Here is a 23,946-nt window from a genome sequence, read left to right as displayed (position 1 = left end):
CGATAGTGGTGGTGGACGTCCCGGTGGTGGTAACCGCGGTGGCGGTGGCCCTAGAAGAAACGGTTAATTATCAATTACGAACGTATAAAGTCAGGCAACCATGTTACAGCCTAAACGAACGAAATTTAGAAAGATGCAGAAGGGTCGCGTGAAAGGTATCGCGACACGTGGTCACTCCATCGCCTTCGGATCTTTTGCACTGAAATCGCTGGAAGGTGGCTGGATTACAGCTCGTCAGCTTGAGGCGGCCCGTATCGCCGTGACCCGCGCCATGAAGCGTGAAGGTCAGGTGTGGATCCGGATCTTCCCCGACAAACCAATTACCCGCAAGCCTGCTGAAGTGCGGATGGGTAAGGGTAAAGGTGCCCCGGAATATTGGGTAGCTGTTGTGAAGCCTGGCACAATCCTGTTCGAAGCAGGTGGTGTGAACCTGGCCACTGCCAAAGAAGCCCTGAAACTGGCTGAAGGCAAGCTGCCGTTCAAAACTAAGTTTACAGTTCGACCTGACTACGCAGAATAAGCCATGAAAGCAACTGAAATTAAAGGACTGAACGTAGCCGAGCTGAAAGAAAAGATCGGCTCTGAGAAGGAAGCGCTGCGTAAAATGCAATTTGCGCATCAGATCTCATCGGTGGAAAACCCAATGAAGCTGAAAGAGACCCGCAAGCTGATCGCTCGCCTCAATACCGAGCTGACAGTTAAGCAGAACGCAACGAAATAATAACTTCAACCAATAACGACATAACGTTATGGAACTTAACGCAGAGCGTAACGAACGCAAAGAGAGAATCGGTAAAGTGACTAGCAACAAGATGCAGAAAACCATCACTGTTGCAGTTGACCGGAAAGTGAAGCACCCGATCTACGGTAAATTCGTGAACCGGACAACTAAGTTCAAGGCTCACGACGAAGAGAACACCGCAGGTATCGGCGATACCGTTCGCATCATGGAGACTCGTCCCCTGAGCAAGGATAAGCGCTGGAGACTGGTAGAAGTCATCGAGAAGGCTAAATAAGGTTTTCTGTTCGTGGAATTGGCTTGCCATCGCAGGCTGCTGATATCGCGGAGAGTATAATCTGAACAGCTCAGAGGCTTATTAAGAGAAACTGAATAGAAGATAAAAAATTATGATACGCACCGAATCCAGACTTACTGTAGCTGACAATAGCGGAGCCAAAGAAGTGCTTTGTATGCACGTACTGGGCGGCACAGGAAGACGTTACGCTTCCGTTGGCGACAAGATTGTCGTGACTGTAAAGTCTGCCATGCCCAGCAGCCAGGTGAAGAAAGGAACTGTCACCAAAGCGGTTGTTGTACGGACCACCAAAGAAGTGAGAAGAAAAGACGGATCATACATCCGTTTTGAAGATAATGCTGCCGTGTTGCTGAACAACCAGGACGAGCCCCGTGGAACCCGTATTTTCGGTCCCGTGGCACGTGAGCTTCGCGAAAAGCAATTTATGAAGATTGTTTCACTGGCACCTGAAGTTATTTAAGCCATGGAAAAGACAAACACACAAAAAGTAAAGCTGCACATCCGTAAGGGTGACCGCGTACGTGTTATCGCCGGCGACGACAAAGGCAAAGAAGGTACGGTACTCGAGATTTTGACTTCGAAGAACCGCGCTACTGTTGAAGGCGTAAATATTGTGACGAAGCACACGAAGCCGTCTGCAGGCAAGCCTGAAGGCGGAATCAACAAGACTGAGGCATCTATCCACATCAGCAACCTGCAACTCATCGACGGCTCGGGTAAACTTACCCGTACAGGCCGTAAGGCGAACGACAAAGGTAAACTGCAGAGATATTCTAAGAAAACCGGAGATTTTATAACAAATGGCAACTCCTAGATTAAAGGACAAGTACTCGAAAGAGATTGTCCCTGCGCTTAAGCAGAAATTCGAATATACATCGATCATGCAGGTTCCGAAGATCGAGAAGATCTGCATCAACAAAGGTATGGGCGTAGCCGTAACCGATAAGAAGTTGATCGATGCGGCGCTGGAAGAAATCAGCACGATCACCGGCCAAAAGGCGGTGTCAACCAAGTCGAAGAAGGCGATCTCGAACTTCAAGCTCCGTGAAAACATGCCGATCGGTGTGCGCGTAACGTTGCGCGGCGACAAAATGTACGAATTCATGGATCGCCTGATGAGCATCGCCCTGCCCCGTGTACGGGACTTCCGCGGTGTGAACAACAAAGGTTTTGATGGTCGTGGCAACTACACGCTGGGTGTAAAAGAGCAGATCATCTTCCCGGAGATCGCAATCGACAAGGTTAACAAAATCAGCGGTATGGACATTACGTTCGTAACCTCTGCCCAAACAGACGAAGAGAGCTTTGAGCTGCTGAAAGCATTCGGTATGCCCTTTGCCAATAAAAATAACAACTAGTATGGCAAAATTATCAGTAATAGCAAGACAGACCAAGCGCGAGAAGCTGGTTGCTACTTACGCTGCAAAGCGTAAGGCCCTGAAAGAGGCTGGCGATTACGCCGCCCTGGACAAACTGCCGCGGAATGCATCACCGGTTCGTCTTCACAACCGCTGCAAACTGACCGGTCGTCCGAAGGGTTATATCGGCAAGTTCGGTATTTGTCGTAACGTTTTCCGCGAAATGGCGTCTGCCGGTAAAATACCCGGTGTAACAAAGGCTAGCTGGTAAGCGCCTGCGTCTCAACATATTGGTTGCTGAGTATCTTGGTCTCCCTGAGGAGAAACCTGGTAACAGTTTGGATAATATAAATTGTTATATATCTTTGCAGCCCGGTTTGAAAAAACACGGGCTTGCTTTTTAATTAAAAGGACGAAAATAAAATGACTGATCCGATAGCAGATTACTTAACCCGGTTACGGAACGCCATAAAGGCCAACCACCGTGTAGTGGAGATCCCTGCATCCAACCTCAAAAAAGAAATCACGAAGGTTCTTTTTGACAAGGGTTATATTCTGAACTACAAGTTCGAAGATGTGGCCAACCGCCAGGGTAACATTAAGATTGCCCTCAAGTACAATCCGGAAACCCGGCAATCCGCCATCACCAAGCTGGAGCGTATCAGCTCTCCTGGTTTGCGTGATTACCGCGGCGCGGATGCGCTGCCCCGCGTACTCAACGGTTTGGGTGTGGCGATCCTGTCTACTTCGAAAGGAGTGATTACAGACAAGGAAGCTCGCAACCTGAACGTAGGTGGTGAAGTACTGTGTTTCGTCTACTAATAAAGGAAAAGAGCAATGTCACGTATAGGAAATAAACCCGTTTCAATTCCCTCTGGCGTAACGTTCAACTTTGCTAACCACAAAGTAAGCGTGAAAGGCCCGAAGGGTGAACTTCACCAGGCTGTAGATCCTGACTTTATCATCAAGCAGGAAAACGGCGAAGTGACTGTTCAGCGTCCTACCGAGCAGAAACGTCACAAGGCCATGCACGGTCTGTACCGCGCATTGATCGCGAACATGGTAGAAGGTGTATCGAAAGGCTACCGTCATCAGCTCGAGCTGGTGGGTGTGGGGTACAAAGCCGCTGCCCAGTCGAACGTACTGGAGCTTAGCTTAGGTTACTCGCACAACGTGTTCCTGGCAGTGCCTTCAGAAGTGAAAGTAACGACCCAACAGGAAAAAGGTCAAAACCCGACCATCATATTGGAAGGCATTGACAAACAACTGATGGGTCAGGTAGCAGCCAAAATCAAGTCGCTTCGTAAAGTTGAGCCTTACAAAGGTAAAGGTGTTCGCTTCACTGGTGAGTTTGTACGCAGAAAAGCTGGTAAAGCTGCTTCTAAATAAAATTAAGTAGACACTAAAGCATCATAGAGCATAGAAAGCTATGGCAGGCAAGAATAGAGAAAGACGTGCGAGAATCAAGGCTGGTGTTCGCAAGAAATTGAGCGGCACTACCGAGAGACCGAGATTATCCGTGTTCAGAAGTAACCGTGGTTTGTATGTACAGATCATCGACGACCTGAAAGGGGTAACCGTGGTTGCTGCTTCAACCAGCGAGCTGGGCGAGAAGACGGCGTTGAATATCGAGAGTTCAAAGAACGTTGGAAAGAAGATCGCTGAAAAAGCCATCTCCAGCGGTATTGATACTATCGTGTTTGACCGCAACGGATATTTGTATCACGGAAATATTAAGGCTTTGGCAGAAGGTGCCAGAGAAGGTGGTTTAAAATTCTAAGAACTGAAATATGTCAGTAAGCAATATTAGCACTGTAAAAGCCAGCGAAATCGACCTGAAGGAGCGTGTAGTAGCCATTGAGCGTGTTGCGAAAGTGGTGAAGGGCGGTCGCCGGTTCAGCTTCGCAGCGATCGTAGTAGTAGGAGATGGTAATGGTGTAGTAGGTTACGGACTTGGTAAAGCCAATGAAGTAACGGATGCTATCACCAAAGGCATCGACGACGCGAAAAAGCACCTGGTGAAAGTGCCGATCATTAAAGGCACTGTGCCGCACGAATCAATCGGTAAATTCGGTGGTGGATTCGTACTGCTGAAGCCCGCTTCGCCTGGTACAGGTGTTATCGCCGGTGGTGCGATGCGTGCTGTGCTTGAGAGTGCCGGTGTTCACAACGTATTGGCTAAGTCGAAAGGCTCGTCTAACCCGCATAACGTGGTGAAGGCTACTTTCAAAGCACTTACGACCATGCGTGATGCGTACACTGTCGCTAAAAACAGAGGTGTTTCATTGTCCAAAGTATTTAACGGCTAAGCGTCATGGCAAAAGTACAGATCATTCAGACCCGTAGCATGATTAAAAGACCCGAGACGCAACAACGCACGATGGTGGCGTTGGGCCTGGGCAGAATCAACAAGTCAGTAGAAGTGGAGCTCACTCCTCAGATCGCTGGCATGGTTCGCAAAGTGAATCATTTGATCACCGTAAAAGAGCTGTAAGATGAAGCTGCATACACTGAAACCTGCAGAAGGTTCAACAAAGACAAATAAACGACTTGGTCGTGGTCAAGGCTCTGGCGGTAGCACTGCCGGTCGTGGTCACAAAGGTGCCCAGTCTCGTTCTGGCTATGCGAAGAAGTCAGGTTTTGAAGGTGGCCAGATGCCCCTCCAGCGTCGTGTTCCTAAATTCGGTTTTAAGAACAACAACAAGGAGTATTTCAAAGCCATTAACCTCGACATACTGGAAGGCGTTGCATCAAAAGCCAACACTGGCGCTTTGACACTGCAAGTGCTTATCGAGAACGGTCTCGTAGGCAAGAATGACAAAGTGAAAGTATTGGGTAGGGGTGAATTGAAGGCCAAGGTTACAGTGGAAGCACACGCTTTCTCTGCATCGGCAACACAAGCTATTGAAAAGGCAGGCGGTACAGCCACAACGGTGAAATAATGAAACGTTTCATTCAGACCATTCGAAACATCTTCTCCATCGAAGACCTGAGAGTCAGGATCCTGAACACAATCGGGTTCCTCGTTATCTTCAGACTTGGGTCGTATATTGTTCTTCCGGGTATCAACCCCAACCTGTTGGACCGCGAGGCCAATAGCAGCGGGATTCTCGGATATCTGAACAACTTCCTGGGTGGTGCCTTCAGCAACGCGTCAATTTTCGCGCTGGGCATCATGCCGTACATATCGGCTTCTATTATTGTGCAGCTCCTCACATTTGCTGTGCCGTATTTCCAGAAGCTGCAAAAAGAAGGTGAGTCTGGTCGGAAACGTCTGAATCAGTTAACCCGTGTGTTGACGATCTTCATTACGATCTTCCAGGGTTATAGCTACCTCAAAGGCACTATCGATCCGGCCGTGATTATCGCGCCCGGCGTTATGTTCTACGTCACTTCCCTTGTTTTGATCATTGCCGGCACTATGTTCTGTATGTGGCTCGGCGAGCGTATCACAGACAAAGGCATTGGTAACGGTATCTCGATGCTGATCATGATCGGTATCGTATCGCGTCTCCCCCTGGCCCTGGCCGCGGAACTGACCGATAAATTCCCGGGCAAAGCAATCTTTTTCATTGTAGAGCTGTTCGCCCTGTTTGGAATCGTCGTAGCGGTTATCGCCCTGACACAAGCGACTCGTCGCATTCCGATTCAGTACGCCAAGCAAGTGATTGGTAACAAACTGTACGGCGGCAAGCGCGACTTCATTCCGCTGAAGTTAAACTCAGCGGGTGTTATGCCGATCATCTTTGCGCAAGCCCTGATGTTCATTCCAGCCCTGGTAGCAGGTCTGTGGAGCGACAGCGACCTCGGCGCATACATTGGTTCGACATTCTCTGATCCGTACTCATGGCAATACAGCCTCGTGTTTGCGCTCATGATTCTGATCTTTACATTCTTCTATACGGCAATCACGATCAACTCGAACGACATTGCCGATAACCTGAAACGAAACGGCGGTTTTATCCCAGGTGTTAAACCTGGTAAACAAACGGCTGATTTTATAGACACCGTGTTATCACGGATTACGTTGCCTGGCGCATTATTCCTGGCCGCGATTGCAGTACTGCCGGCATTTGCCGTACGTGCTGGCGTGGGACAGAACTTCGCACAGTTCTTTGGTGGCACGTCGCTGTTGATTCTTGTAGGGGTTGTACTGGATACACTCCAACAGATCGAAAGCTACCTGCTGATGAGACACTACGAAGGTATGATGAAGTCGGGCCGCGTGAAAGGACGTTCTCAATTTGCTGCGGCTTAAAAAGCTGAATGGTTCACTTAAAGACTGAAGAGGACCTCGTCTTAATCCGTGAAAGTGCCCAGATTCTGGGAAAGGCTCACGGAGAGATAGCCAGGCTGATAAAACCTGGTGTGAAGACCTCGGTGTTGGATAAGGTAGCTGAAGAGTATATACGCGACCAGGGTGGTGTTCCGTCGTTCAAGAACTACCATGGTTTTCCCGCCTCGCTCTGCATCTCGGTAAACGAGGTTGTGGTGCACGGATTCCCGGGGAGCTATGAATTGCGCGAAACGGATGTAATCTCTGTAGATTGCGGCGTATATTACAAAGGTTATCACAGTGACTCGGCCTATACCTATCCCCTCGAAGGGGTCAAGCCGGAAACACTGCTGCTGCTGGAGCGCACGTTAGAGTCCCTCTACAAGGGTATTGACGAAGCAAAGGCGGGCAACCGGATAGGAGATGTGGCATCGGCCATTCAGACCTACGTAGAAAGCTTCGGATACGGCGTTGTCCGCGAGCTGGTAGGACACGGTGTGGGGAAGAGCCTTCACGAAGACCCGGAAGTGCCAAACTATGGCAAGCGGGGTAAAGGCGTGAAGATTGCTGCGGGAATGGTGTTCGCGATTGAGCCCATGATCAACCTCGGTACCAAGAATGTGGTGCAGGAGCGCGATGGATGGACGATCCGGACGGCCGACAGAAAGCCTTCGGCGCATTTCGAACATACGATAGCCGTGCATGAGGACAGAACGGAGATATTGACGACGCACGAATATATAGAAGCAAATTATACCTATAAGTGGCGAAACAAAAGTCAATTGAGCAAGATGGTACTATAAGCGAAGCATTGTCGAACGCAATGTTTCGGGTACAGTTAGAAAATGGGCATGAAGTGTTGGCCCATATATCTGGGAAAATGCGGATGCACTACATCCGGATCTTACCAGGCGACAGAGTACGATTGGAAATGTCACCTTACGATTTGACAAAAGGAAGAATTGTATTCAGATACAAGTAGACTATAGAACGACATGAAAGTTAAAGCATCCATCAAGAAGCGTAGCGCTGACTGCAAGATCATCAGACGTAACGGTAAGCTGTATGTGATCAACAAGAAGAACCCACGCTACAAGCAGAGACAAGGCTAATCGTGGTTCGACGGTCGCATAGAAAAGAAAGCATAACAGATAACGATAAATCATACAAATGGCACGTATAGCAGGTGTAGATATTCCTGATAACAAGCGCGGCGAAATTAGCCTTACCTATATTTTCGGTATTGGCCGCCAGTCCGCTCAAAATATCCTTGCCGAAGCCGGGATTAGCCCCGACAAGAAGGTAAAGGAATGGAACGATGAGGAGTCAAACGCAGTTCGTTCGATCATTGCGGAGAAATTCCGCATCGAAGGTGTTCTCAAGTCTGAGATTCAGCTGAACATCAAGCGTCTGATGGACATCGGATGTTATCGTGGACTCCGTCACCGCAAGGGCCTGCCCGTGCGTGGACAAACTACCAAGAACAACGCTCGTACCCGGAAAGGTAAGCGTAAGACGGTAGCGAATAAGAAGAAGGCAACTAAAGGTTAATCGGTAAACTGTTCGATACATGGCAACCGCTGACAAAAGAAAAGACAAAGCAAAAAAGAGAGTTGTAAACGTTGAGGCCGTAGGCCAGGTGCACATCCGCGCTACGTTCAACAACGTGATCATCTCCGTAACCAATACGACCGGCCAGGTTATCTCCTGGGCGTCTGCTGGTAAAATGGGCTTCAAAGGCTCGAAAAAGAACACTCCGTACGCTGCTCAGACAGCCGCACAAGACTGCGCTGGCAAAGCATTCGAGCTGGGTCTTCGCAAAGTAGAGGTGTTCGTAAAAGGTCCGGGTGCAGGTCGCGAGTCGGCTATCCGTACCATCCAGAACGCCGGTATCGAAGTGATGGCAATCCGCGACGTTACGCCGCTGCCGCACAACGGTTGCCGTCCTCCCAAGAAAAGAAGAGTATAATTTTTAACTAATGATTTAGGCCGACGGGACCCCGGTATACCCGGACACTGTCGGCCCAAGTTTAAATCTATCTATACAGAATGGCACGATATACTGGCCCCAAAGTAAGAATTTCCCGTCGTTACAACGAGCCCATCCTCGGCGACAACAAAGCGCTTTCAAAGAAAAACTATCCCGCTGGTCAGCACGGTCGCGGCAAGAAGCGCAAGCAATCGGAATACGCTACACAGCTGGCCGAAAAGCAAAAAGCAAAATATATCTACGGTCTGCTGGAAAGACAGTTTGCGAAACTGTTCGATACAGCGACTCGTAAAAAAGGTGTTACGGGTGCCATCCTGCTGCAACTCCTCGAGGGTCGCCTGGACAACACAGTATACCGCTTAGGCATTGCCCCGACGCGCCGCGCGGCTCGTCAGTTGGTATTGCACAAACACATTCTGGTAAACGGCGAAGTAGTGAACATCGCTTCATACGCCCTGAAACCCGGCGATACGATAAGCGTTCGTGAGCGTTCCAAGTCATTGGAAGTAGTGACGAACAGCCTTTCCATCGGCGGCGCCAAAAAGTACAACTGGTTGGAGTGGGATAACAGCGAAATGACCGGCAAGCTGATAAACCTGCCGCCACGCGAGGATATCCCCGAAAACATCAACGAGCAATTGATCGTTGAATTGTACTCGAAGTAATACATACAGTTAATCAACTCACTTACACTATGTCAATATTAGCATTTCAAATGCCAGAGAAGGTTGTAATGGAAAAGTCTGATGATTTTCACGGACTCTTCACATTCAAGCCTCTGGAAAAAGGATATGGAGTTACGATTGGCAATGCGCTGAGAAGAATTCTGTTGTCCTCTCTGGAAGGTTATGCCATCACCGGGATCAAAGTCCCTGGCGTATTGCATGAGTTTTCGACCATTGAAGGTGTAGTAGAGGATGTAGCCGAAATCATCTTGAACCTGAAAATGGTTCGTTTCAAGAAGGTTGCTGATAATTTTGACAATAAGATCACTGTAAATATCAAGAAGCAAAAGCAGTTCAAGGCTGGCGACGTCGCTAAGTTTACCTCTGCTTTTGAGATCCTGAACCCGGATCATGTTATCTGCAACCTGGATGAGACTGCGCATTTCGAGATCGAACTGACGATCGAGAAAGGCCGTGGATACCTTCCTGCGGAAGAAAACAAGCCGTCGGAGCAAGTATTCGGTTTCATTCCGATTGACGCCATCTTCACGCCGATCAAGAATGTGAAGTACAGCGTAGAAAACACCCGCGTAGAGCAAAAGACCGACTACGAAAAGCTGGTTGTTGATATCGAAACAGATGGTTCCATCCACCCTGAGAAGGCCCTGGAAGGTGCAGCGTACATCCTGATCAAACACTTCGCCCTGTTCTCGGACAAGTCGATGGAACTCGAAACAGGTAAAGATGCAGAAGTTGAGCAGGTAGACGAAGAGATGCTGCATATGCGCAAGCTGCTCAAGACTCCGCTCCACGACCTCGATCTGTCGGTACGCGCGTACAACTGCTTGAAAGCAGCTGACGTGAAGACGCTGGGCGACCTGGTGCAACTCGAAATTTCGGACATGATGAAGTTCCGGAACTTCGGTAAGAAGTCGCTGGCAGAATTGGAACAACTCGTAGCGGAAAAGAACCTTACCTTCGGTATGGATCTGGCTAAGTATAAACTTGAAGAAGACTAAGAACAATGAGACACGGTAGAAAAGTCAACCATTTAGGAAGGACAAAGTCGCACCGCGATGCTATGCTTTCGAACATGGCTTCGTCGCTGATCCTGAACAAGCGGATTACAACGACGGTTGCTAAAGCCAAAGCGCTTAGAAAATTTGTAGAGCCCCTGTTGACCAAGGGTAAGGATGATACAACACACTCACGCAGAACAGTCTTCTCTTATCTGCAAAACAAGGAGTCTGTAAAGGCCCTGTTTGGCGAAGTAGCCGGCAAGATCGCTGACCGTCCGGGTGGATACACCCGCATCATCAAGATGGGTGACGTACGGGTAGGTGACAACGCCGAAATGTGCCTCATCGAGCTGGTAGACTACAACACACTGTACACCAAAGAAGGTGGTGCGAAGAAGGCTAAGACTCGTCGTAGCCGTCGTGCGGGTGGTAAGAAGGAAGGTGCGGAAGCTACTGCCGAAGGTGCAGTGGAAACTGCCGAAGCAGCTGAAAAGCCTGCCAAGAAAACCAGAAAACCTGCCGCCAAAAAGGACAAGGAATAGTGTTTGAGAATCTCATATCAGAAAGGGATTGGACGAAAGTTCAATCCCTTTTTTTTGCCCGTACAGGCTGTCTCAACGGCGCATGGGCGCTGTTTTCCGGCCCTGGAACTTCTACCGCAATTTTGTGTTTTAATCAGGGTTTTAATCAGGATTTCTAACGTATTTTTGTGACCGCAATGCAGAAAAAAGCTTATTTACTTCTCGAAGACGGCCTTTTGATCGAAGGGACCGCCATTGGCAAGACCGGTACTACCGGCGGGGAAATCTGTTTTAATACGGGAATGACCGGCTACCAGGAGATCTACACGGATCCGTCCTACTACGGCCAGATCATTGTGAACACCACGGCACACATTGGTAATTACGGTGCGGTAGACTCGGAAGAAGAATCCGGCAACCCGCAGATCGCCGGCCTGGTCGTAAACGACTATGCAAAGGAGTTCAGCCGCAAGTCGGCCCAGGAAAGCCTCCAGGCCTACCTGGAACGTAAAGGCGTGACAGGCATCGCGGATGTCGACACCCGCATGCTGGTGCGTTATATCCGCAGCAAAGGCGCCATGAACGCCCTCATCTCGTCGGAGCTTACGCCCGAGCAGATGCGTGCTGAAATCCGAAAAGTGCCTTCGATGGACGGTCTCGAGCTCTCCTCCCTCGTAACAACGAAAGAAGCTTATTTTGTGGGCTCACCCGATGCCCCCATCCGCGTAGCGGTACTCGACCTGGGCATCAAGCGCAGCATCGTCGAGAACATGGCGTCGCGCGGTTGCTACTGCAAAGTATTTCCGGCAAAGACCACCTTTGAAGAACTGGCGGCCTTCAAGCCTGATGGATATTTTATCTCCAACGGCCCCGGCGACCCGTCGGCCATGCCCTATGCGGTAGAAACCGTGAAGAAGGCGCTGGCGAGCGGCAAGCCGCTGTTTGGCATCTGCCTCGGACATCAGCTGCTGGCCCTGGCCAGCGGCATCTCCACTTATAAAATGCACCACGGCCACCGCGGTCTGAACCATCCGGTGAAAAACCTGCTGTCGGGCAAAGGCGAAATGACTTCGCAGAACCACGGCTTCGCAGTAAGCGAAAAGGACATCGAAAAGAACCCCAATGTAGAGGTGACACACCTCCACCTGAACGACAATACCATCATGGGTATTCGTCTGAAAGATAAGAAGGCCTTTTCGGTACAGTATCACCCGGAAGCATCGCCGGGCCCGCACGACTCGCGCTACCTGTTCGATCAGTTCCTGGAGCTGATTCGCAGCGACGTGAAAGAGCCGGCGGCGGTATAATGGAACAATCCTTAACTATAAATTTTTAAAATTACTATGAGCTTAATTGAAAGCATTCATGCCCGGCAGATACTCGATAGCCGCGGTAACCCTACGATTGAAGTTGATGTTGTGACCGAGTCGGGCGCCACTGGCCGCGCGGCTGTTCCCTCTGGCGCTTCTACCGGTACTCACGAAGCGGTTGAACTTCGCGACGGAGACAAAAGCAAATTCTTAGGGAAAGGAGTGCTGAAAGCTGTAGAGAACGTCAACACTACGATCGCTGCCGAACTGGCGGGCTTCAGCATATTTGAGCAAAACCTGCTCGACAAGATCATGATCGAGCTCGACGGCACCCCCAACAAGGGCAAGCTCGGCGCGAACGCCATTCTCGGTGTTTCGCTGGCGATTGCCAAAGCCGGTGCTATGGAAGCAGGTCTGCCGCTGTATCGCTACATTGGTGGCGTAAACGCGAACACCCTGCCCGTACCGATGATGAACATCCTCAACGGAGGCAGCCACGCCGACAACTCAATCGACTTCCAGGAATTCATGGTCATGCCGGTGAAAGCCGACACTTTCTCAGAAGCGCTGCGCATGGGTACGGAAGTATTCCATACGCTGAAGAAAGTACTGCACGACAAAGGCCTGTCGACAAACGTAGGTGACGAAGGCGGTTTTGCCCCGAACATCGCCTCGAACGAAGAAGCGATCGAAATCGTGATCAAGGCTATCGAAAAGGCAGGTTTCAAACCGGGCGAAGATATCTTCATCGCTATGGATGCTGCCAGTTCTGAATTCTACGATGCGAAGACAGACAAGTACACCTTTAAGAAATCAGATAAACGTTCACTTTCATCAGAAGAGATGGTGGACTATTGGGCACAATGGGCGGCAAAATACCCGATCATTTCCATCGAAGACGGCATGGCTGAAGACGACTGGAAAGGTTGGAAAGGCGTAACCGACAAGATCGGTAAGAAAGTACAGCTTGTGGGTGACGACCTGTTCGTAACGAACGTAACCCGTCTGCAAGACGGTATAGACAAAGGTGTAGCCAACTCGATCCTGGTAAAAGTAAACCAGATTGGCTCACTGACCGAAACCATCAACGCTGTAAACCTGGCGAAAAACAACTCGTACAAGAGCGTGATGTCGCACCGTTCGGGCGAAACCGAAGACAATACCATCGCCGACCTGGCTGTGGCCCTGAACTGCGGTCAGATCAAGACCGGTTCTGCTTCGCGTTCTGATCGGATGGCGAAATACAACCAACTGATCCGCATTGAAGAGGAACTGGGCGAGGTTGCCTACTTCCCCGGCAAGAAGTTCTAAGGTTTAAATACCTGATATATAAAAGCCAGGGCAACATGTCCTGGCTTTTATCGTTTATTCCGGTAATGGTCCGGAAATTGACAAATCACTTTTTTCGCTATCTTAGTACTACTTTTTAGACTGCTATGTTCAAGAAACTGCCTAAGTCGTTCCGGAACTTTTACTTTTTGACGGCGTTCATCTTCCTGCTATGGATGCTGGCGCTGGACTCTAACAACCTCATCACCCGTTTTCAGATGTCGTCTAAACTACGGTCGCTGGAAAATGAAAAAGAGTATTACCAGGAGAAGATTGAGGAAGTAGAGAAGGACCACAACGAGCTTTTTGGCGACCGCGAGTCGATCGAGAAGTTTGCCCGCGAAAAGTATCTGATGAAAAAGAAGACGGAAGATATTTTTATCGTAGAAGAAAAAGACTAATCGCCTGTATGAAAAAGGTTTTACTTACTCTGGTTGGCCTGACGTTATGTAGCACGTTGGCCCTGGCACAATGGGGTGACGAAGAGATGGACCAGGATGCCAGCTGGCGCGACCGCGTCTTTACCGGTGGCGGCTTTGGCCTAAGCTTCTCCAATTATTACGACTATGTATCGGTGTCGCCATTGATTGGCTACCGTCTTACGCCGAAGCTGGCGGCAGGTTTACAGGTGCAATACCGCTATACCAAATACAAACAATACTCCTTCAAGTTCTCGACCAACGACTACGGTGTAAGCCCCTTTGTGCGCTATAGCGTGGCAGGTCCATTTTTCCTGCACGCCGAGTATGAATACCTGAATTATGAGTTTCCCCTCTCGGCCAACGAGAGTGTACGCCGTTCGTACAACAGCTTCCTGGCAGGGGGTGGGTTCTTCCAGCCGCTGGGCCGCTTTGCCGGCTTTTACCTGATGGCCCTGTATAACTTCAGCTATACCGATCCCGATCCGGGTGAGTTCAGCCCATACGACAGTCCATTGGTCTTACGCGCGGGTGTAACCGCAGGCTTTTAATCAGGCCAGTACCAGGCCGAAGCGCTCTCCCAGAATCTTTAAATCTTCGACAACCTTCGGGTTGAGTGGAATTCCTTCGTGCATACGCTGCGCGCTCATCTCACGCTCGGGATCACCGGGTATAAGCACACGCTCTTGTCCCTCTATAGGTTTGGCTGCGCGGAAGCGCGTGATCCAATTATCCATGTGGTGTTTGAAGTCCGCCGCAGGCCGGAATGCGTCTACGCGCATGGCGCCAAAGAAGTGACCGATACCATCGCCCACGGGGTCTGACGGTGGACTGAGGAATGCCACGAACGGAGGCACCCAGGGGCCATAATTAGCACCCGACAACACCGCTGAGAATATATCCACCCACGCACCCAGGCAATAGCCTTTGTGGCTGCCGTGCTCGCGGTCACTCCCCAGCGGAATGAGCGCGCCGCCGCTCTTCGCTTCGTTGGGGTCGGTAGAAGGTTTGCCGTCTTTTGTTTGGATCCAGCCGATCGGCGCTTGCTGATTCTTTCGTTGCAGAATTTCCAGCTTGCCGTTGGCGGCCGTGGTGGTCGCAAAGTCCGCCACAAACGGCGGCTGGCTGCCGGCCGGTATAGCCACGGCAATGGGGTTGGTGCCCAACAGTCGCTCGATGGAAAATGTAGGCGCCACCAGCGGGCTGGCATTGGTCATGGCAATGCCGATCATGTCGTGTTCCAGCGCCATCATGGCGTGGTGGCCGGCAATGCCAAAGTGGTTGGAGTTCTTGACGGCCACCCAGCCGGTGCCGGCTACTTTGGCTTTGGCAATGGCGATCTCCATGGCCTTGGGCGCGACGACCAGTCCCAAGCCACTGTCGCCATCAACGACCGCCGTACTGGGCGACTCGTGTACAATGCGTACAGCAGGCGTAGCGTTGATCCGTTTGGCCTCCCACAGTCGTACATACCCGGAGAGGCGTGCAATGCCGTGCGAGTCAATGCCGCGCAGGTCGGCGTTTAATAATACGTCTGTCGCCAGCGTAGCCTCCGCCGGGGGGCATCCGATCTTGTCAAAAATCTGCAGCGTAAAGTCCTGTAGCTGACGGTAGGTATATACGGAATCTGTCATGGGCCTCAAAGATAGAGCTTTCTTTAATCGAAAAAATAGTTCTAATTTGGGAGGTGTTTGGCTTTGATGAGTCAGTTCTTTTACACGCTATACGCCTTTTTGCATCTGGCATAATTCTTATTCTTGTCCGCGGCCTGTATGGCCAGAAACCCCCTTAGACGATTTAACTGTACCCCGATATGATAAAGAAGTATACCTGTACACTTCTGCTCCTACTTTCCGCCTGCTGGGCCGGCGCCCAGGACCTGGACTCTCTCCTGAATCTCAATGCCTTCACCGAAGAGAGCGACCTGCAAAAGATTCTCAATAAAAACGTAGCGGTATCGGCGCAAAAGCTTTCCGCCCGCGAGACCCCCGGCATCATTAGCCTGGTCACGGCCGAAGAGATTCAGAACAGCGGCGCCCGCGACCTCACCGACGTGCTGCGCATGATACCCGGCTTTGACGTATTGCAAGATCTGCAGTTTGTCATGGGCATAGGCCTGCGCGGGAGCTGGGCCAACGAAGGCAAAGTATTGGTCATGGTCGACGGACAACCCTTCAATGATCTGTTGTACCAGGGCGTTGCCTTAGGCAATCGCTTTCCGGTAGATGCCATCGAGCGCATTGAGATCATCCGCGGCCCGGGCTCGGCCATCTATGGTGGCTCCGCAGAATATGGTGTGATAAACATCCTCACAAAAGCCGCGAACAGCCTCGACGGCGTAGCCGTATATGGCACCGGGGGCTTTCATGCCGACGCCGTAGGACGCACCAACGGTGGCGTTATGGCCGCCAGCAAAAGCGACAACTTCGCGTGGGACCTGTCAGCCTTCGCAGGTCAGGGCATCGTCAGCGACGCCACACACTATGCCGACGCCATCCAGCAATACGACGCGTCCGATCTGGCCAGGTCCACCAAAGCCGACCCACTCAACCTGAACCTGGGCCTACGCTATAAGAAGCTCGCCTTCCGTACGATGTACGATCAGTTCGAAACATCCGACCCGATGGTAGACGTGTCGTTCAAAAACTTCTTTGCCGACCTGCGTTACGAGTGGGCGCTGACGAATAAATTGAAGCTCACCCCCCAGGTAAAATACTACAACCAGGTGCCGTGGACGTATGGCTCAAAAGGAGAAGACCCCGACTTTAAAACCCGTGCTACACGTCTGCTCACCGAAGTCGACGCCGCCTATGAGTTCTCGCGCAAAGCCAGCGTAAATTTTGGTGCTTTATACTTCCACGACAACAGCGACTATAAAACCGTACTCAATGGCTTCGCCGGCTCCCGTGACCTGAGCCTCGACAATGTTGCGTTCTACGCACAAGGTCTCTTCAAGCACCGCCTCGCCAATGCTACCATAGGCTTCCGCTACGAAAAGAACAATCGCTACGGCGCCGCCTTCGTGCCGCGTCTGGCGCTGACGAAGAAGATCGAGAACCTGCACTTCAAAGTATTGTATAGCCAGGCCTTCCGCGCGCCATCGCTGCAGAATATAAACATTGCCAGGACCGGCAAGATCAAGCCCGAGAAGTCTGATGTGTTTGAATTGGAATTAGGCTATCAATTCACGCCGGAGATGTTGCTGGCCCTGAATGCCTTTAGCATCAGCACCCGCCGTGTTATGATCTACGGCTCCGAAGGTGCAGACGATACGTTCCAGGAGTGGTATGAGAATGCTACCAAGAGTGGCAGCCAGGGCTTGGAATTGGTCTATAGCATTCGCCGTAAGATGTGGTATGCCAGCCTGACCTATTCCTACAGCCAGGCCATCAGCGGTAACACCGTAGATGTATACGAAGTGCCGCAGACCGACAAACAGTATGCCGGCTTCCCGGCGCACAAAGTAACGTTAAGCACCAACATCAATGTAACGCCCCGCTTCACCGTCAATCCCACGTTCATCTATGCAGGCAAGCGGTATGCCTACGCCGCGTTGGATGAAGACGAAAACCCCGTCAGCACCAAGCTCGATCCCTACCTGCTTGCCAACGTCTTCTTAAACTACCGCGACGTGCTGCCGGGTCTTACGGCCGGCATCGGTGCATACGATGTGTTCAACGAGCGCCCGGCCATTGCGCAAGCCTACAACGGCGGGTATGCGCCTACCCCCGGTCGTAGCCGGGAGTATATTGTCAAGCTTGCCTACCAGATCAACTTTAAGAAGTAAGACCTATGCGGACCCTCAAACTATATATTGTATTGGCCCTTTGCCTGGCAGCCGTATCGGCCAGCGCCCAGACCACCAACTACCAGGTATACGCACTCTTCGTCATGAACATCGCCAAATACTCATCGTGGCCCAACCCCGACGGCGAGCTACGCATTACGGTATTTGGTAAGTCAAAAGCGTATGACGAGCTGCTCAAACAAAATGGCAAGCACGTCAACGGCCACCTGGTGAAAGTTACGCAAGTAGAAAACGTAACCGACATCGGCCAGCCGCACGTGCTATACCTCGCCGACGGCAAAAGCAGCAGCCTGGATGAGATCATCAAAGCCACGCAAGGCAAACCCGTCATGATCATTACGGAGCGCGAAGGATTGTATAAAAAAGGCGCTGGCTTCAGCTTTGTCGTGATGGACAACAGCACACTGCGCTTCGATGTCAACAACACCGATTTAGAGAAGCGATCCATCAAAGTGTCCAAGAGCCTTTCGGCCCTGGCCAACACAATGATTTAACATAAAAAAGGAGGACGCCTACCGGCAGGCAGGCCTATTGCAGGCGAATGAGATAGCTCTTCGGCCAAAGCTTGCCTGTAATGAGCAGAGCCTTGGACCTCGCGTCGTAGGCAATGCCGTTCAGTACATTGGCTTCCGGGTACATCACACGAATCTGCTCGCCAATGGCCGACAGATCGATGCGTCCTACAACTTTACCCGTAGCCGGGTCGATCTTTAAGATCCAGTTGGTGTTCCACACGTTGGCGAAGACATAGCCATCGATGTATTCTAACTCGTTTAGGTCCTTCACGCGGCTGCCACCGTCCATGACGGTAACGGAGCGTACAATTTTCAGCGTTGCAGTATCCAGGAAGTGTAGCTTATAGCCACTGCCATCGCTCATGATCAGGTTCTTGCCGTCGTGGGTAAGGCCCCAACCTTGTATGTCATACGAAAATTCCCGGAGCTTCTTGTATGTGCGCGCATCGTAGACAAAGCCTGTCTTTTCTTCCCAGGTAAGCTGGTAAATCTTGTTGTTCAACACCGTAATACCTTCGCCAAAATACTGGCCCGGCAGCGTTACTTTTTTGTCGTGCTCACCCGAGCTGGCGTTCACTTCGGCAATCCACGAGCGGTTGGGCTGACCGGTGCTTTCCAGGATCTTGTTTTGGTAGATCACCAGGCCTTGCGTCCACGCATCGGTATTGTGTGGAAGTGTATTGATAAGCGTGTAATGAATGTCCATGGGATTGGACGAAGTTTCCTCTTCCGAAGTTTGCTTCTTGGTACACGACAAAAGGACCAGGGGGAGTAGAACCGGGAGTATGAAAGGAAAGCGATTGCTCATGGGGGCCTGTAGTAGTTGTTGTTTGGTTCCGAAATGAAGTAAAATTATTATTAATCGGCAACTGGCAGATATGCCACCCCCGGGCGGTGACGCTTTATTGGTTACCCGCCGTTAGATTCGAGGATTTCGATCTCGGTACGGCGATTGATGGCACGTCCTTCCTCTTCATCGTCGTTACTTACAATGGGCTTCTCCGCGCCAAAGCCTTTCGCCGATACTCGCGTGGAAGCAATGCCGTGCTGGACCAGATAGTCTACTACCGACGAAGCCCGTTTCAGGGAAAGGACCTTGTTGTTGGCAGCGTTACCGGTGTTGTCGGTGTGGCCGTTGATCTGTACCACCAGGTGCGGGCTCGACGTCAGCAGCTCGCGAATCTTCTCCACTTCGGTTACTGACTCGGTCCTCAGCTCCGACTTGCCCACGTCAAAGAACACGTTCTTCAAGACGGCAATAGAACCTACTTCGGCCTTCACCATAATGATGTGTGTGTCGATCTCCTGGAACTCGGCAAACGCCGGCAGGTTAAAGTTGATGGAGTTAAAGAGGTAGCCACTGCGCTCGGTCGATACACCGTAGTTACCGCCGTGCGGAATGGTCAGCTCGAAGTCGCCGGTCTCGGCGTTCGAATTGATCCGGGTTACAACTTTACCCGTTTCGTTGTTTACCAGGGAGATCACCGCGCCCAGAGGCTTCGCTGTCGTCTCGTCAATGACTTTACCCTTCAGAATTGTTACAACCTTTGCTTCCTTGCTTTGCTGAATGCTGGGGTCAATATATTCTTCAACCTTCGGCGGCTCCACGACTGCCACCACGGGGGCGGGCTCCACCGGCTTCGGTTCTTCTTTCTTAGGCTCTTCAACAACCACGGGCGGGGGAGGTGTTTCTACCGTTGGTGTTTCGACTACTACCGGTACTTCTACCGGCGGCGGAGTTACCACGACCACGGGCTCTGTGACCTTGGGCTGCTCCACTACCGGCTGTACCGCGGGTTGTACCTGCGGTTCGTTGCTGGCCAGCAGAATGGGCTTCTCTTCCTTCGGCGGCAGGAATGTTACTTTGTAAATGTCGGCACTGCCCAAACCATCGGCACGCAGTGTAGAGTAGTAGCCCGTCTTCTTATCGGCGGAAATGGAAAAGAACCCGTCATATTCAATGGAGTTTACCGGGTAGCCCAGGTTGACGGGACGTGTCCACTTACCGTTTTTTAATTCGGTCATGAAGATATCATTGCTGCCCATGCTGGGGTGCCCATCAGACGAGAAGTATAATGTCACCCCGTCGGGGTGAATGTAGGGAGAATCTTCGTTACCCGGTGTATTAATGGTAGGCCCCAGGTTAACAGCTTTGCCCCATTGGCCTTTCGCGTCAAGCTCGCTCACCCAGATGTCAAGCTCGCCGCGGCCACCGGGACGGTTGCTGGCAAAGAAAAGCTTTTTACCATCGGCCGAGATACAGGCCGATGTCTCCCAAAACATCGGTGTATTTATATTCTTGTTCAACGGCACGGGCTTCGACCAGTCACCATTCTCGCGCGTGGACATCAGAATGTCGCCTGCACCTTCTTCGTAGTATAACAACAGCGTATTGCCGTCGGCTGACAGCGATGCCGCCGCATCGTTAAACTTGATGTTGATGTTGGGACTGATCTTTTTGGGTGGTCCCCAGTTCTCACCCACCTTTGGAGAGATATAAATATCTTCGAAGTTGGTACCGCTCTTGATCTTATAGTCGTCGTCCGAACGGTTAGACGTAAAGATCATGGTGTTACCATCGCCAGTCACCAGCGGAGAATATTCGTGGAAGGCAGAGTTTACTTCACCGCCTGCGTTTTCGATCAGCGCGTTTATAGGTTTGCGCGTAAGCGAATCACCAATCTCACATTCAAAGATCTTTTCCGTCGTGAGCTCCGCCAGTTTCTTATTCTTGCGGCGAAACTCCTCGTAGTGCTCGCGCGCCTTGGCGTATTTGTGGTCGTTTTGATACGCCATACCCAGGTAATAGTCTATGTCGGGGTCGACTGTGGGCTTGGCCTGGTAGGCCTTTTCCAGGTATGCCGCGGCGCGTGACTTCTTTTCAGTAAAGAGGTAGCTATATCCGATCTTGTAGTTAAGGTCAGGGTCGTCGGTGTTGCCCAGCGAGAGATAAGCGTCCAGGGCATTGGCATAATCCTTCTTATTAAAATAACGATCACCCTTTTCCATAGCGGACTGGCACATGCCGGACACGGTCAGGCAGCACAGGAGGGTTAGCGTTATGAGTAGCTTATCCATGGTGATGGATAGTGTTTTAAGGGCGAAAAAATCTCGTAAATATACTGAGAAATAGGCGTTTAATAGGTGTCTGCTTCGGCGTCTGGCGACCGTTGGACCTATTTTACCGACCGATTTCATTACTCCGGTAAGAGATCAGGCCTTTTTCTTTTCTTTATATCCCGGCCCCCGGACCACGCGTCCCGGTTTGGCGCCGGTATGCTCACCCTGGTTCAAAACCTGTACCCCGTTCACAAATACGTGCACCATGCCGGTGGCGTATTGCTTCGGTTTTTCAAACGTGGCGTGGTCCCGAATTTTCCCGGCGTCGAAGATCGCCAGGTCGGCAAAATAGCCAGGCTTCAACAGCCCGCGTTTTTTGATCTTCAGGTTGGTGGCCGGCAGGTAGGTCAGCCGTCGTATGACGTCTTCCAGCGGCGCAAGCTTTTCGTCGCGTACATAATGTCCCAGCACACGCGCAAAAGTTCCGTACGTGCGCGGATGTGTACCTTCTTCCAAATTTTGCGGACTGATCGCTTCCGAGCCCGCGTCGGAACCAAAGCTTACATAAGGCAACTGTATGATCCGGCGAATGTTCTCTTCTGATTGCAAATAATAGATTGCCTCGATCCGCGACTTATCACGCACGATCAGGTCCACGACAGTCTCGTCGGCATTCTTACCATGCAGGCGAGCGACCTCGTTCAGGCGTTTGCCCTTATACAACCGGTTGAGCGAGTCCAGCCGAAAGCCCATCAGCACGACATTGGCCGGATCAGAGTTTTTATAAGGAATGCCCATCTCCATTTCATACAGCACCTTTTTGCGGATCTCTGGCTTGCGCAAGCGCGCGCGCATTTCTTTCGCGCCCCCTTCCTGCACCCAGCTGGGCAAGCGCGAGGTGAGGCCTGTGCCGCTCGCGTCATACGGATACATGTTGGCTGTAACCCTTAACCCTGCCCGACGCGCACTGTCAATCTTGTTCAACAGGGTATCGATCTTATTCCAGTTACGCGCAATGTTGATCTTCATGTGATAAACTTCCGCATGTATAGCCGCCTCGCGTGCAATGCGCAGCGTCTCGTTCAGCGCATCGACAATAAAGTCGCCTTCGCTACGCATGTGTGTTATATACATGCCTTTATAGCGACCGGCTACACTGGCCAATGCAATCAATTCTTCGGTAGAAGCATAGGTCGCGGGCGGATAAATGAGAGACGTGCCCAGGCCCATCGCGCCTTCTTCCATGGCTTGCTGCACCAGCTGCTTCATCTCCTGCAGCTCAGCGTCCGTAGGCTTGCGGGCGGCGTAGCCCATGACGTAGTTGCGTACAGACGTCTGTCCCACAAACGAAGCGATGTTGGGTGTCACACCTTTTTTCATCGCCCAGTTAAAATATCCACCGAGTGTAGTCCACAAACTATCCGGCGGCGTTTTGCTTTTGCGTTTTATGGGACCCGGCGACCAGCCTTCACCAAACACCTCGAGCGTAACACCTTGCTTGATGTCGCTCATGGAGCGGCCGTCTTTCAGCAGGCTTTGGTCACCCCAGCTCAGCATATTGATAAAGCCCGGTGCAATGGCCAGGCCGGCAATGTTGATTTCCTTCTTGCCAGTGGCATCTTGTAAGTTGCCGACAGCAGCAACGGTATCGCCCTGTATCGCTACATCGCCTACAAACGACGCACCACCGGTGCCATCATAGATAGTGCCTTGCCGCAGAATGAGGTCGTACTGCTTCTTAGGTCGGGGTACACAGGCTAAAGCCACTAAAACGGCAGCTGCGCCCCAAATAAAATAACGCATGAGGGTAAGTGTAAAAAGTGTACGATGATAGCAAGGATTGCCGAGAAAAGAAACGCGATGTAAGAAACACCCGTGATCTGCATCAGCCGATCTCGCCCAGGCGTAAGAATATGGGAAAGCGTACCGTTTTGGTTTCGTTTTCGGACCAATACGCGCGCAATCGCCCACACAATTCTGGCACCGGGTTGATGCCCGTGGCCCGGGTGTACTTCTGCGTGGCGGACCAGCTTTCCAAATAGCCGGCCAGGTGGTCGAGCGTCCACGCCACGTCGATGTGGAATCCAGGCGACGGTATTTCGGGGAACGGGAATGGGATAGTCAGGTAGCGTTCCTCCACAAGCCTGCGCGCATCGTCCCAATACGGACCGACAATACGGCTATAAAAATCGGTAATGATCTCGTCGACGACGGGCTCGATGTGGAGGAAGGCATATCCCCACACGGCCAGTAGCCCACCGGGTGCACCGGTGCGTCGTACCTCTTGATAAAACGCATGGGTGTCAAACCAATGCAGGGCTTGCGCTACCGTAATGAGGTCAAATCGTCCATTGGCAAAGCCGCTCTTTTCCGCGGGCGCAACGGAGTAGGCAATGTTATCGGCACGGTAGGCGTTGTCGAGTTGTTGCTGACTGATGTCGGTGGCGTCTACCTGTTGAAAGTGTTGTGCCAGGTGTCGTGCAACCTGTCCGTTGCCCGTGGCACAGTCCCATGCCCGACGGCGCTGGGGCAGGTGGCGGAAAATAAAATCATACAGGGCGGCCGGGTATGCCGGCCGGAAGGTCGCATATACTTTGGCGTGTCCTGAGAAGTAGTCTTTGTGTTCCATCGCCAGACGT

The 23,946-nt window shown here is 51.4% G+C and carries 33 protein-coding genes; 28 read left to right on the top strand and 5 right to left on the bottom strand.

Annotated features, from left to right (window positions below):
• Positions 1 to 100: 100 nt before the first annotated feature.
• The 26 genes from rplP (at position 101) to KK062_RS11865 (ending at position 14,475) form a co-directional block, all read left to right on the top strand.
• The gene (gene rplP, locus KK062_RS11990) at positions 101 to 520 is read left to right on the top strand and encodes a 50S ribosomal protein L16 (protein WP_254084537.1); all 420 of its coding nucleotides are present in this window, start codon (positions 101 to 103) and stop codon (positions 518 to 520) included.
• Between the two features lie 3 nt (positions 521 to 523).
• Positions 524 to 721, top strand: a complete 198-nt coding sequence (rpmC, locus tag KK062_RS11985) for a 50S ribosomal protein L29 (RefSeq protein WP_254084536.1) — start codon at positions 524 to 526, stop codon at positions 719 to 721.
• Between the two features lie 28 nt (positions 722 to 749).
• Positions 750 to 1,016: a 30S ribosomal protein S17 gene (gene rpsQ, locus KK062_RS11980; RefSeq protein ID WP_254084535.1), complete on the top strand. Its 267-nt coding sequence runs from the start codon at positions 750 to 752 to the stop codon at positions 1,014 to 1,016.
• A 112-nt stretch (positions 1,017 to 1,128) separates the two neighbouring features.
• A complete protein-coding gene (gene rplN, locus KK062_RS11975) occupies positions 1,129 to 1,497 on the top strand; it encodes a 50S ribosomal protein L14 (protein ID WP_254084534.1) in 369 nt (122 codons plus the stop codon).
• Positions 1,498 to 1,500: 3 nt separating this feature from the next.
• Positions 1,501 to 1,851, top strand: a complete 351-nt coding sequence (rplX, locus tag KK062_RS11970; protein ID WP_254084533.1) for a 50S ribosomal protein L24 — start codon at positions 1,501 to 1,503, stop codon at positions 1,849 to 1,851.
• Positions 1,838 to 2,395, top strand: a complete 558-nt coding sequence (rplE, locus tag KK062_RS11965) for a 50S ribosomal protein L5 (RefSeq protein ID WP_254084532.1) — start codon at positions 1,838 to 1,840, stop codon at positions 2,393 to 2,395. The genes rplX and rplE overlap by 14 nt, the downstream gene beginning before the upstream one ends.
• A gap of 1 nt (position 2,396) precedes the next feature.
• Positions 2,397 to 2,666, top strand: a complete 270-nt coding sequence (rpsN, locus tag KK062_RS11960) for a 30S ribosomal protein S14 (RefSeq protein WP_254084531.1) — start codon at positions 2,397 to 2,399, stop codon at positions 2,664 to 2,666.
• A 152-nt stretch (positions 2,667 to 2,818) separates the two neighbouring features.
• A complete protein-coding gene (gene rpsH, locus KK062_RS11955) occupies positions 2,819 to 3,217 on the top strand; it encodes a 30S ribosomal protein S8 (RefSeq protein ID WP_254084530.1) in 399 nt (132 codons plus the stop codon).
• Between the two features lie 15 nt (positions 3,218 to 3,232).
• Positions 3,233 to 3,784 carry a 50S ribosomal protein L6 gene (gene rplF, locus KK062_RS11950; RefSeq protein WP_254084529.1) on the top strand — a complete coding sequence of 184 codons (552 nt, stop codon included), beginning with the start codon at positions 3,233 to 3,235 and terminating at the stop codon, positions 3,782 to 3,784.
• 40 nt (positions 3,785 to 3,824) lie between these two features.
• The gene (gene rplR, locus KK062_RS11945; protein ID WP_254084528.1) at positions 3,825 to 4,175 is read left to right on the top strand and encodes a 50S ribosomal protein L18; all 351 of its coding nucleotides are present in this window, start codon (positions 3,825 to 3,827) and stop codon (positions 4,173 to 4,175) included.
• Between the two features lie 10 nt (positions 4,176 to 4,185).
• Complete coding sequence (gene rpsE / locus KK062_RS11940) at positions 4,186 to 4,704, top strand: 30S ribosomal protein S5 (protein WP_254084527.1); 519 nt, start codon at positions 4,186 to 4,188, stop codon at positions 4,702 to 4,704.
• 5 nt (positions 4,705 to 4,709) lie between these two features.
• Positions 4,710 to 4,889: a 50S ribosomal protein L30 gene (gene rpmD / locus KK062_RS11935; RefSeq protein WP_254084526.1), complete on the top strand. Its 180-nt coding sequence runs from the start codon at positions 4,710 to 4,712 to the stop codon at positions 4,887 to 4,889.
• Between the two features lies 1 nt (position 4,890).
• Positions 4,891 to 5,337, top strand: coding sequence for a 50S ribosomal protein L15 (rplO, locus tag KK062_RS11930; RefSeq protein ID WP_254084525.1), 447 nt, complete (start codon positions 4,891 to 4,893; stop codon positions 5,335 to 5,337).
• Positions 5,337 to 6,653: a preprotein translocase subunit SecY gene (gene secY / locus KK062_RS11925; RefSeq protein ID WP_254084524.1), complete on the top strand. Its 1,317-nt coding sequence runs from the start codon at positions 5,337 to 5,339 to the stop codon at positions 6,651 to 6,653. Before rplO ends, secY begins: the two co-directional genes overlap by 1 nt.
• Positions 6,654 to 6,661: 8 nt before the next feature.
• Positions 6,662 to 7,474, top strand: a complete 813-nt coding sequence (gene map / locus KK062_RS11920; RefSeq protein WP_254084523.1) for a type I methionyl aminopeptidase — start codon at positions 6,662 to 6,664, stop codon at positions 7,472 to 7,474.
• Positions 7,435 to 7,653, top strand: a complete 219-nt coding sequence (gene infA, locus KK062_RS11915; RefSeq protein WP_073141607.1) for a translation initiation factor IF-1 — start codon at positions 7,435 to 7,437, stop codon at positions 7,651 to 7,653. The genes map and infA overlap by 40 nt, the downstream gene beginning before the upstream one ends.
• Positions 7,654 to 7,666: 13 nt before the next feature.
• Positions 7,667 to 7,783: a 50S ribosomal protein L36 gene (rpmJ, locus tag KK062_RS11910; protein WP_254084522.1), complete on the top strand. Its 117-nt coding sequence runs from the start codon at positions 7,667 to 7,669 to the stop codon at positions 7,781 to 7,783.
• Between the two features lie 58 nt (positions 7,784 to 7,841).
• Positions 7,842 to 8,222, top strand: a complete 381-nt coding sequence (rpsM, locus tag KK062_RS11905; RefSeq protein ID WP_254084521.1) for a 30S ribosomal protein S13 — start codon at positions 7,842 to 7,844, stop codon at positions 8,220 to 8,222.
• Between the two features lie 19 nt (positions 8,223 to 8,241).
• Positions 8,242 to 8,640, top strand: a complete 399-nt coding sequence (gene rpsK, locus KK062_RS11900) for a 30S ribosomal protein S11 (RefSeq protein WP_254084520.1) — start codon at positions 8,242 to 8,244, stop codon at positions 8,638 to 8,640.
• A gap of 80 nt (positions 8,641 to 8,720) precedes the next feature.
• Entirely contained in the window at positions 8,721 to 9,326 is a 606-nt protein-coding gene (gene rpsD, locus KK062_RS11895; protein WP_254084519.1) for a 30S ribosomal protein S4, read from the top strand.
• A gap of 29 nt (positions 9,327 to 9,355) precedes the next feature.
• On the top strand, positions 9,356 to 10,345 hold the full coding sequence (locus tag KK062_RS11890) for a DNA-directed RNA polymerase subunit alpha (protein WP_254084518.1): 990 nt from the start codon (positions 9,356 to 9,358) through the stop codon (positions 10,343 to 10,345).
• A gap of 5 nt (positions 10,346 to 10,350) precedes the next feature.
• The gene (rplQ, locus tag KK062_RS11885) at positions 10,351 to 10,887 is read left to right on the top strand and encodes a 50S ribosomal protein L17 (RefSeq protein WP_254084517.1); all 537 of its coding nucleotides are present in this window, start codon (positions 10,351 to 10,353) and stop codon (positions 10,885 to 10,887) included.
• Between the two features lie 176 nt (positions 10,888 to 11,063).
• On the top strand, positions 11,064 to 12,173 hold the full coding sequence (carA, locus tag KK062_RS11880) for a glutamine-hydrolyzing carbamoyl-phosphate synthase small subunit (RefSeq protein ID WP_254084516.1): 1,110 nt from the start codon (positions 11,064 to 11,066) through the stop codon (positions 12,171 to 12,173).
• A gap of 36 nt (positions 12,174 to 12,209) precedes the next feature.
• Positions 12,210 to 13,487 (top strand): phosphopyruvate hydratase, encoded by a 1,278-nt coding sequence (eno, locus tag KK062_RS11875; RefSeq protein ID WP_254084515.1) that lies wholly within the window; start codon positions 12,210 to 12,212, stop codon positions 13,485 to 13,487.
• A gap of 125 nt (positions 13,488 to 13,612) precedes the next feature.
• On the top strand, positions 13,613 to 13,906 hold the full coding sequence (locus KK062_RS11870; RefSeq protein ID WP_254084514.1) for an FtsB family cell division protein: 294 nt from the start codon (positions 13,613 to 13,615) through the stop codon (positions 13,904 to 13,906).
• 8 nt (positions 13,907 to 13,914) lie between these two features.
• Positions 13,915 to 14,475: a hypothetical protein gene (locus KK062_RS11865; RefSeq protein WP_254084513.1), complete on the top strand. Its 561-nt coding sequence runs from the start codon at positions 13,915 to 13,917 to the stop codon at positions 14,473 to 14,475.
• Here KK062_RS11865 and KK062_RS11860 read toward each other — a convergent pair whose 3' ends face one another.
• Positions 14,476 to 15,558: an Ldh family oxidoreductase gene (locus KK062_RS11860; protein ID WP_254084512.1), complete on the bottom strand. Its 1,083-nt coding sequence runs from the start codon at positions 15,556 to 15,558 to the stop codon at positions 14,476 to 14,478.
• 179 nt (positions 15,559 to 15,737) lie between these two features.
• Here KK062_RS11860 and KK062_RS30725 point away from each other — a divergent pair, with 179 nt between their 5' ends.
• Positions 15,738 to 17,711 carry a TonB-dependent receptor plug domain-containing protein gene (locus KK062_RS30725; RefSeq protein ID WP_262899201.1) on the top strand — a complete coding sequence of 658 codons (1,974 nt, stop codon included), beginning with the start codon at positions 15,738 to 15,740 and terminating at the stop codon, positions 17,709 to 17,711.
• Between the two features lie 5 nt (positions 17,712 to 17,716).
• Complete coding sequence (locus KK062_RS11845) at positions 17,717 to 18,226, top strand: YfiR family protein (RefSeq protein ID WP_254084511.1); 510 nt, start codon at positions 17,717 to 17,719, stop codon at positions 18,224 to 18,226.
• Between the two features lie 34 nt (positions 18,227 to 18,260).
• On the opposite strand, the gene KK062_RS11840 is transcribed toward KK062_RS11845, so the two are convergent.
• The 4 genes from KK062_RS11840 to KK062_RS11825 all read right to left on the bottom strand — a co-directional run bounded on the left by KK062_RS11840 (position 18,261) and on the right by KK062_RS11825 (position 23,936).
• Positions 18,261 to 19,055: a glutaminyl-peptide cyclotransferase gene (locus KK062_RS11840; RefSeq protein ID WP_254084510.1), complete on the bottom strand. Its 795-nt coding sequence runs from the start codon at positions 19,053 to 19,055 to the stop codon at positions 18,261 to 18,263.
• A 101-nt stretch (positions 19,056 to 19,156) separates the two neighbouring features.
• On the bottom strand, positions 19,157 to 21,325 hold the full coding sequence (locus tag KK062_RS11835) for an OmpA family protein (protein ID WP_254084509.1): 2,169 nt from the start codon (positions 21,323 to 21,325) through the stop codon (positions 19,157 to 19,159).
• A gap of 135 nt (positions 21,326 to 21,460) precedes the next feature.
• On the bottom strand, positions 21,461 to 23,110 hold the full coding sequence (locus KK062_RS11830) for an N-acyl-D-amino-acid deacylase family protein (protein WP_254084508.1): 1,650 nt from the start codon (positions 23,108 to 23,110) through the stop codon (positions 21,461 to 21,463).
• An 82-nt stretch (positions 23,111 to 23,192) separates the two neighbouring features.
• The gene (locus KK062_RS11825) at positions 23,193 to 23,936 is read right to left on the bottom strand and encodes a class I SAM-dependent methyltransferase (RefSeq protein WP_254084507.1); all 744 of its coding nucleotides are present in this window, start codon (positions 23,934 to 23,936) and stop codon (positions 23,193 to 23,195) included.
• Positions 23,937 to 23,946: the final 10 nt, after the last annotated feature.

It is taken from the genome of Dawidia cretensis, assembly GCF_018598175.1.
Classification (GTDB): Bacteria; Bacteroidota; Bacteroidia; order Cytophagales; family Cyclobacteriaceae; genus Ohtaekwangia; species Ohtaekwangia cretensis.
This window is presented reverse-complemented; position numbering and strand designations above follow the sequence as displayed.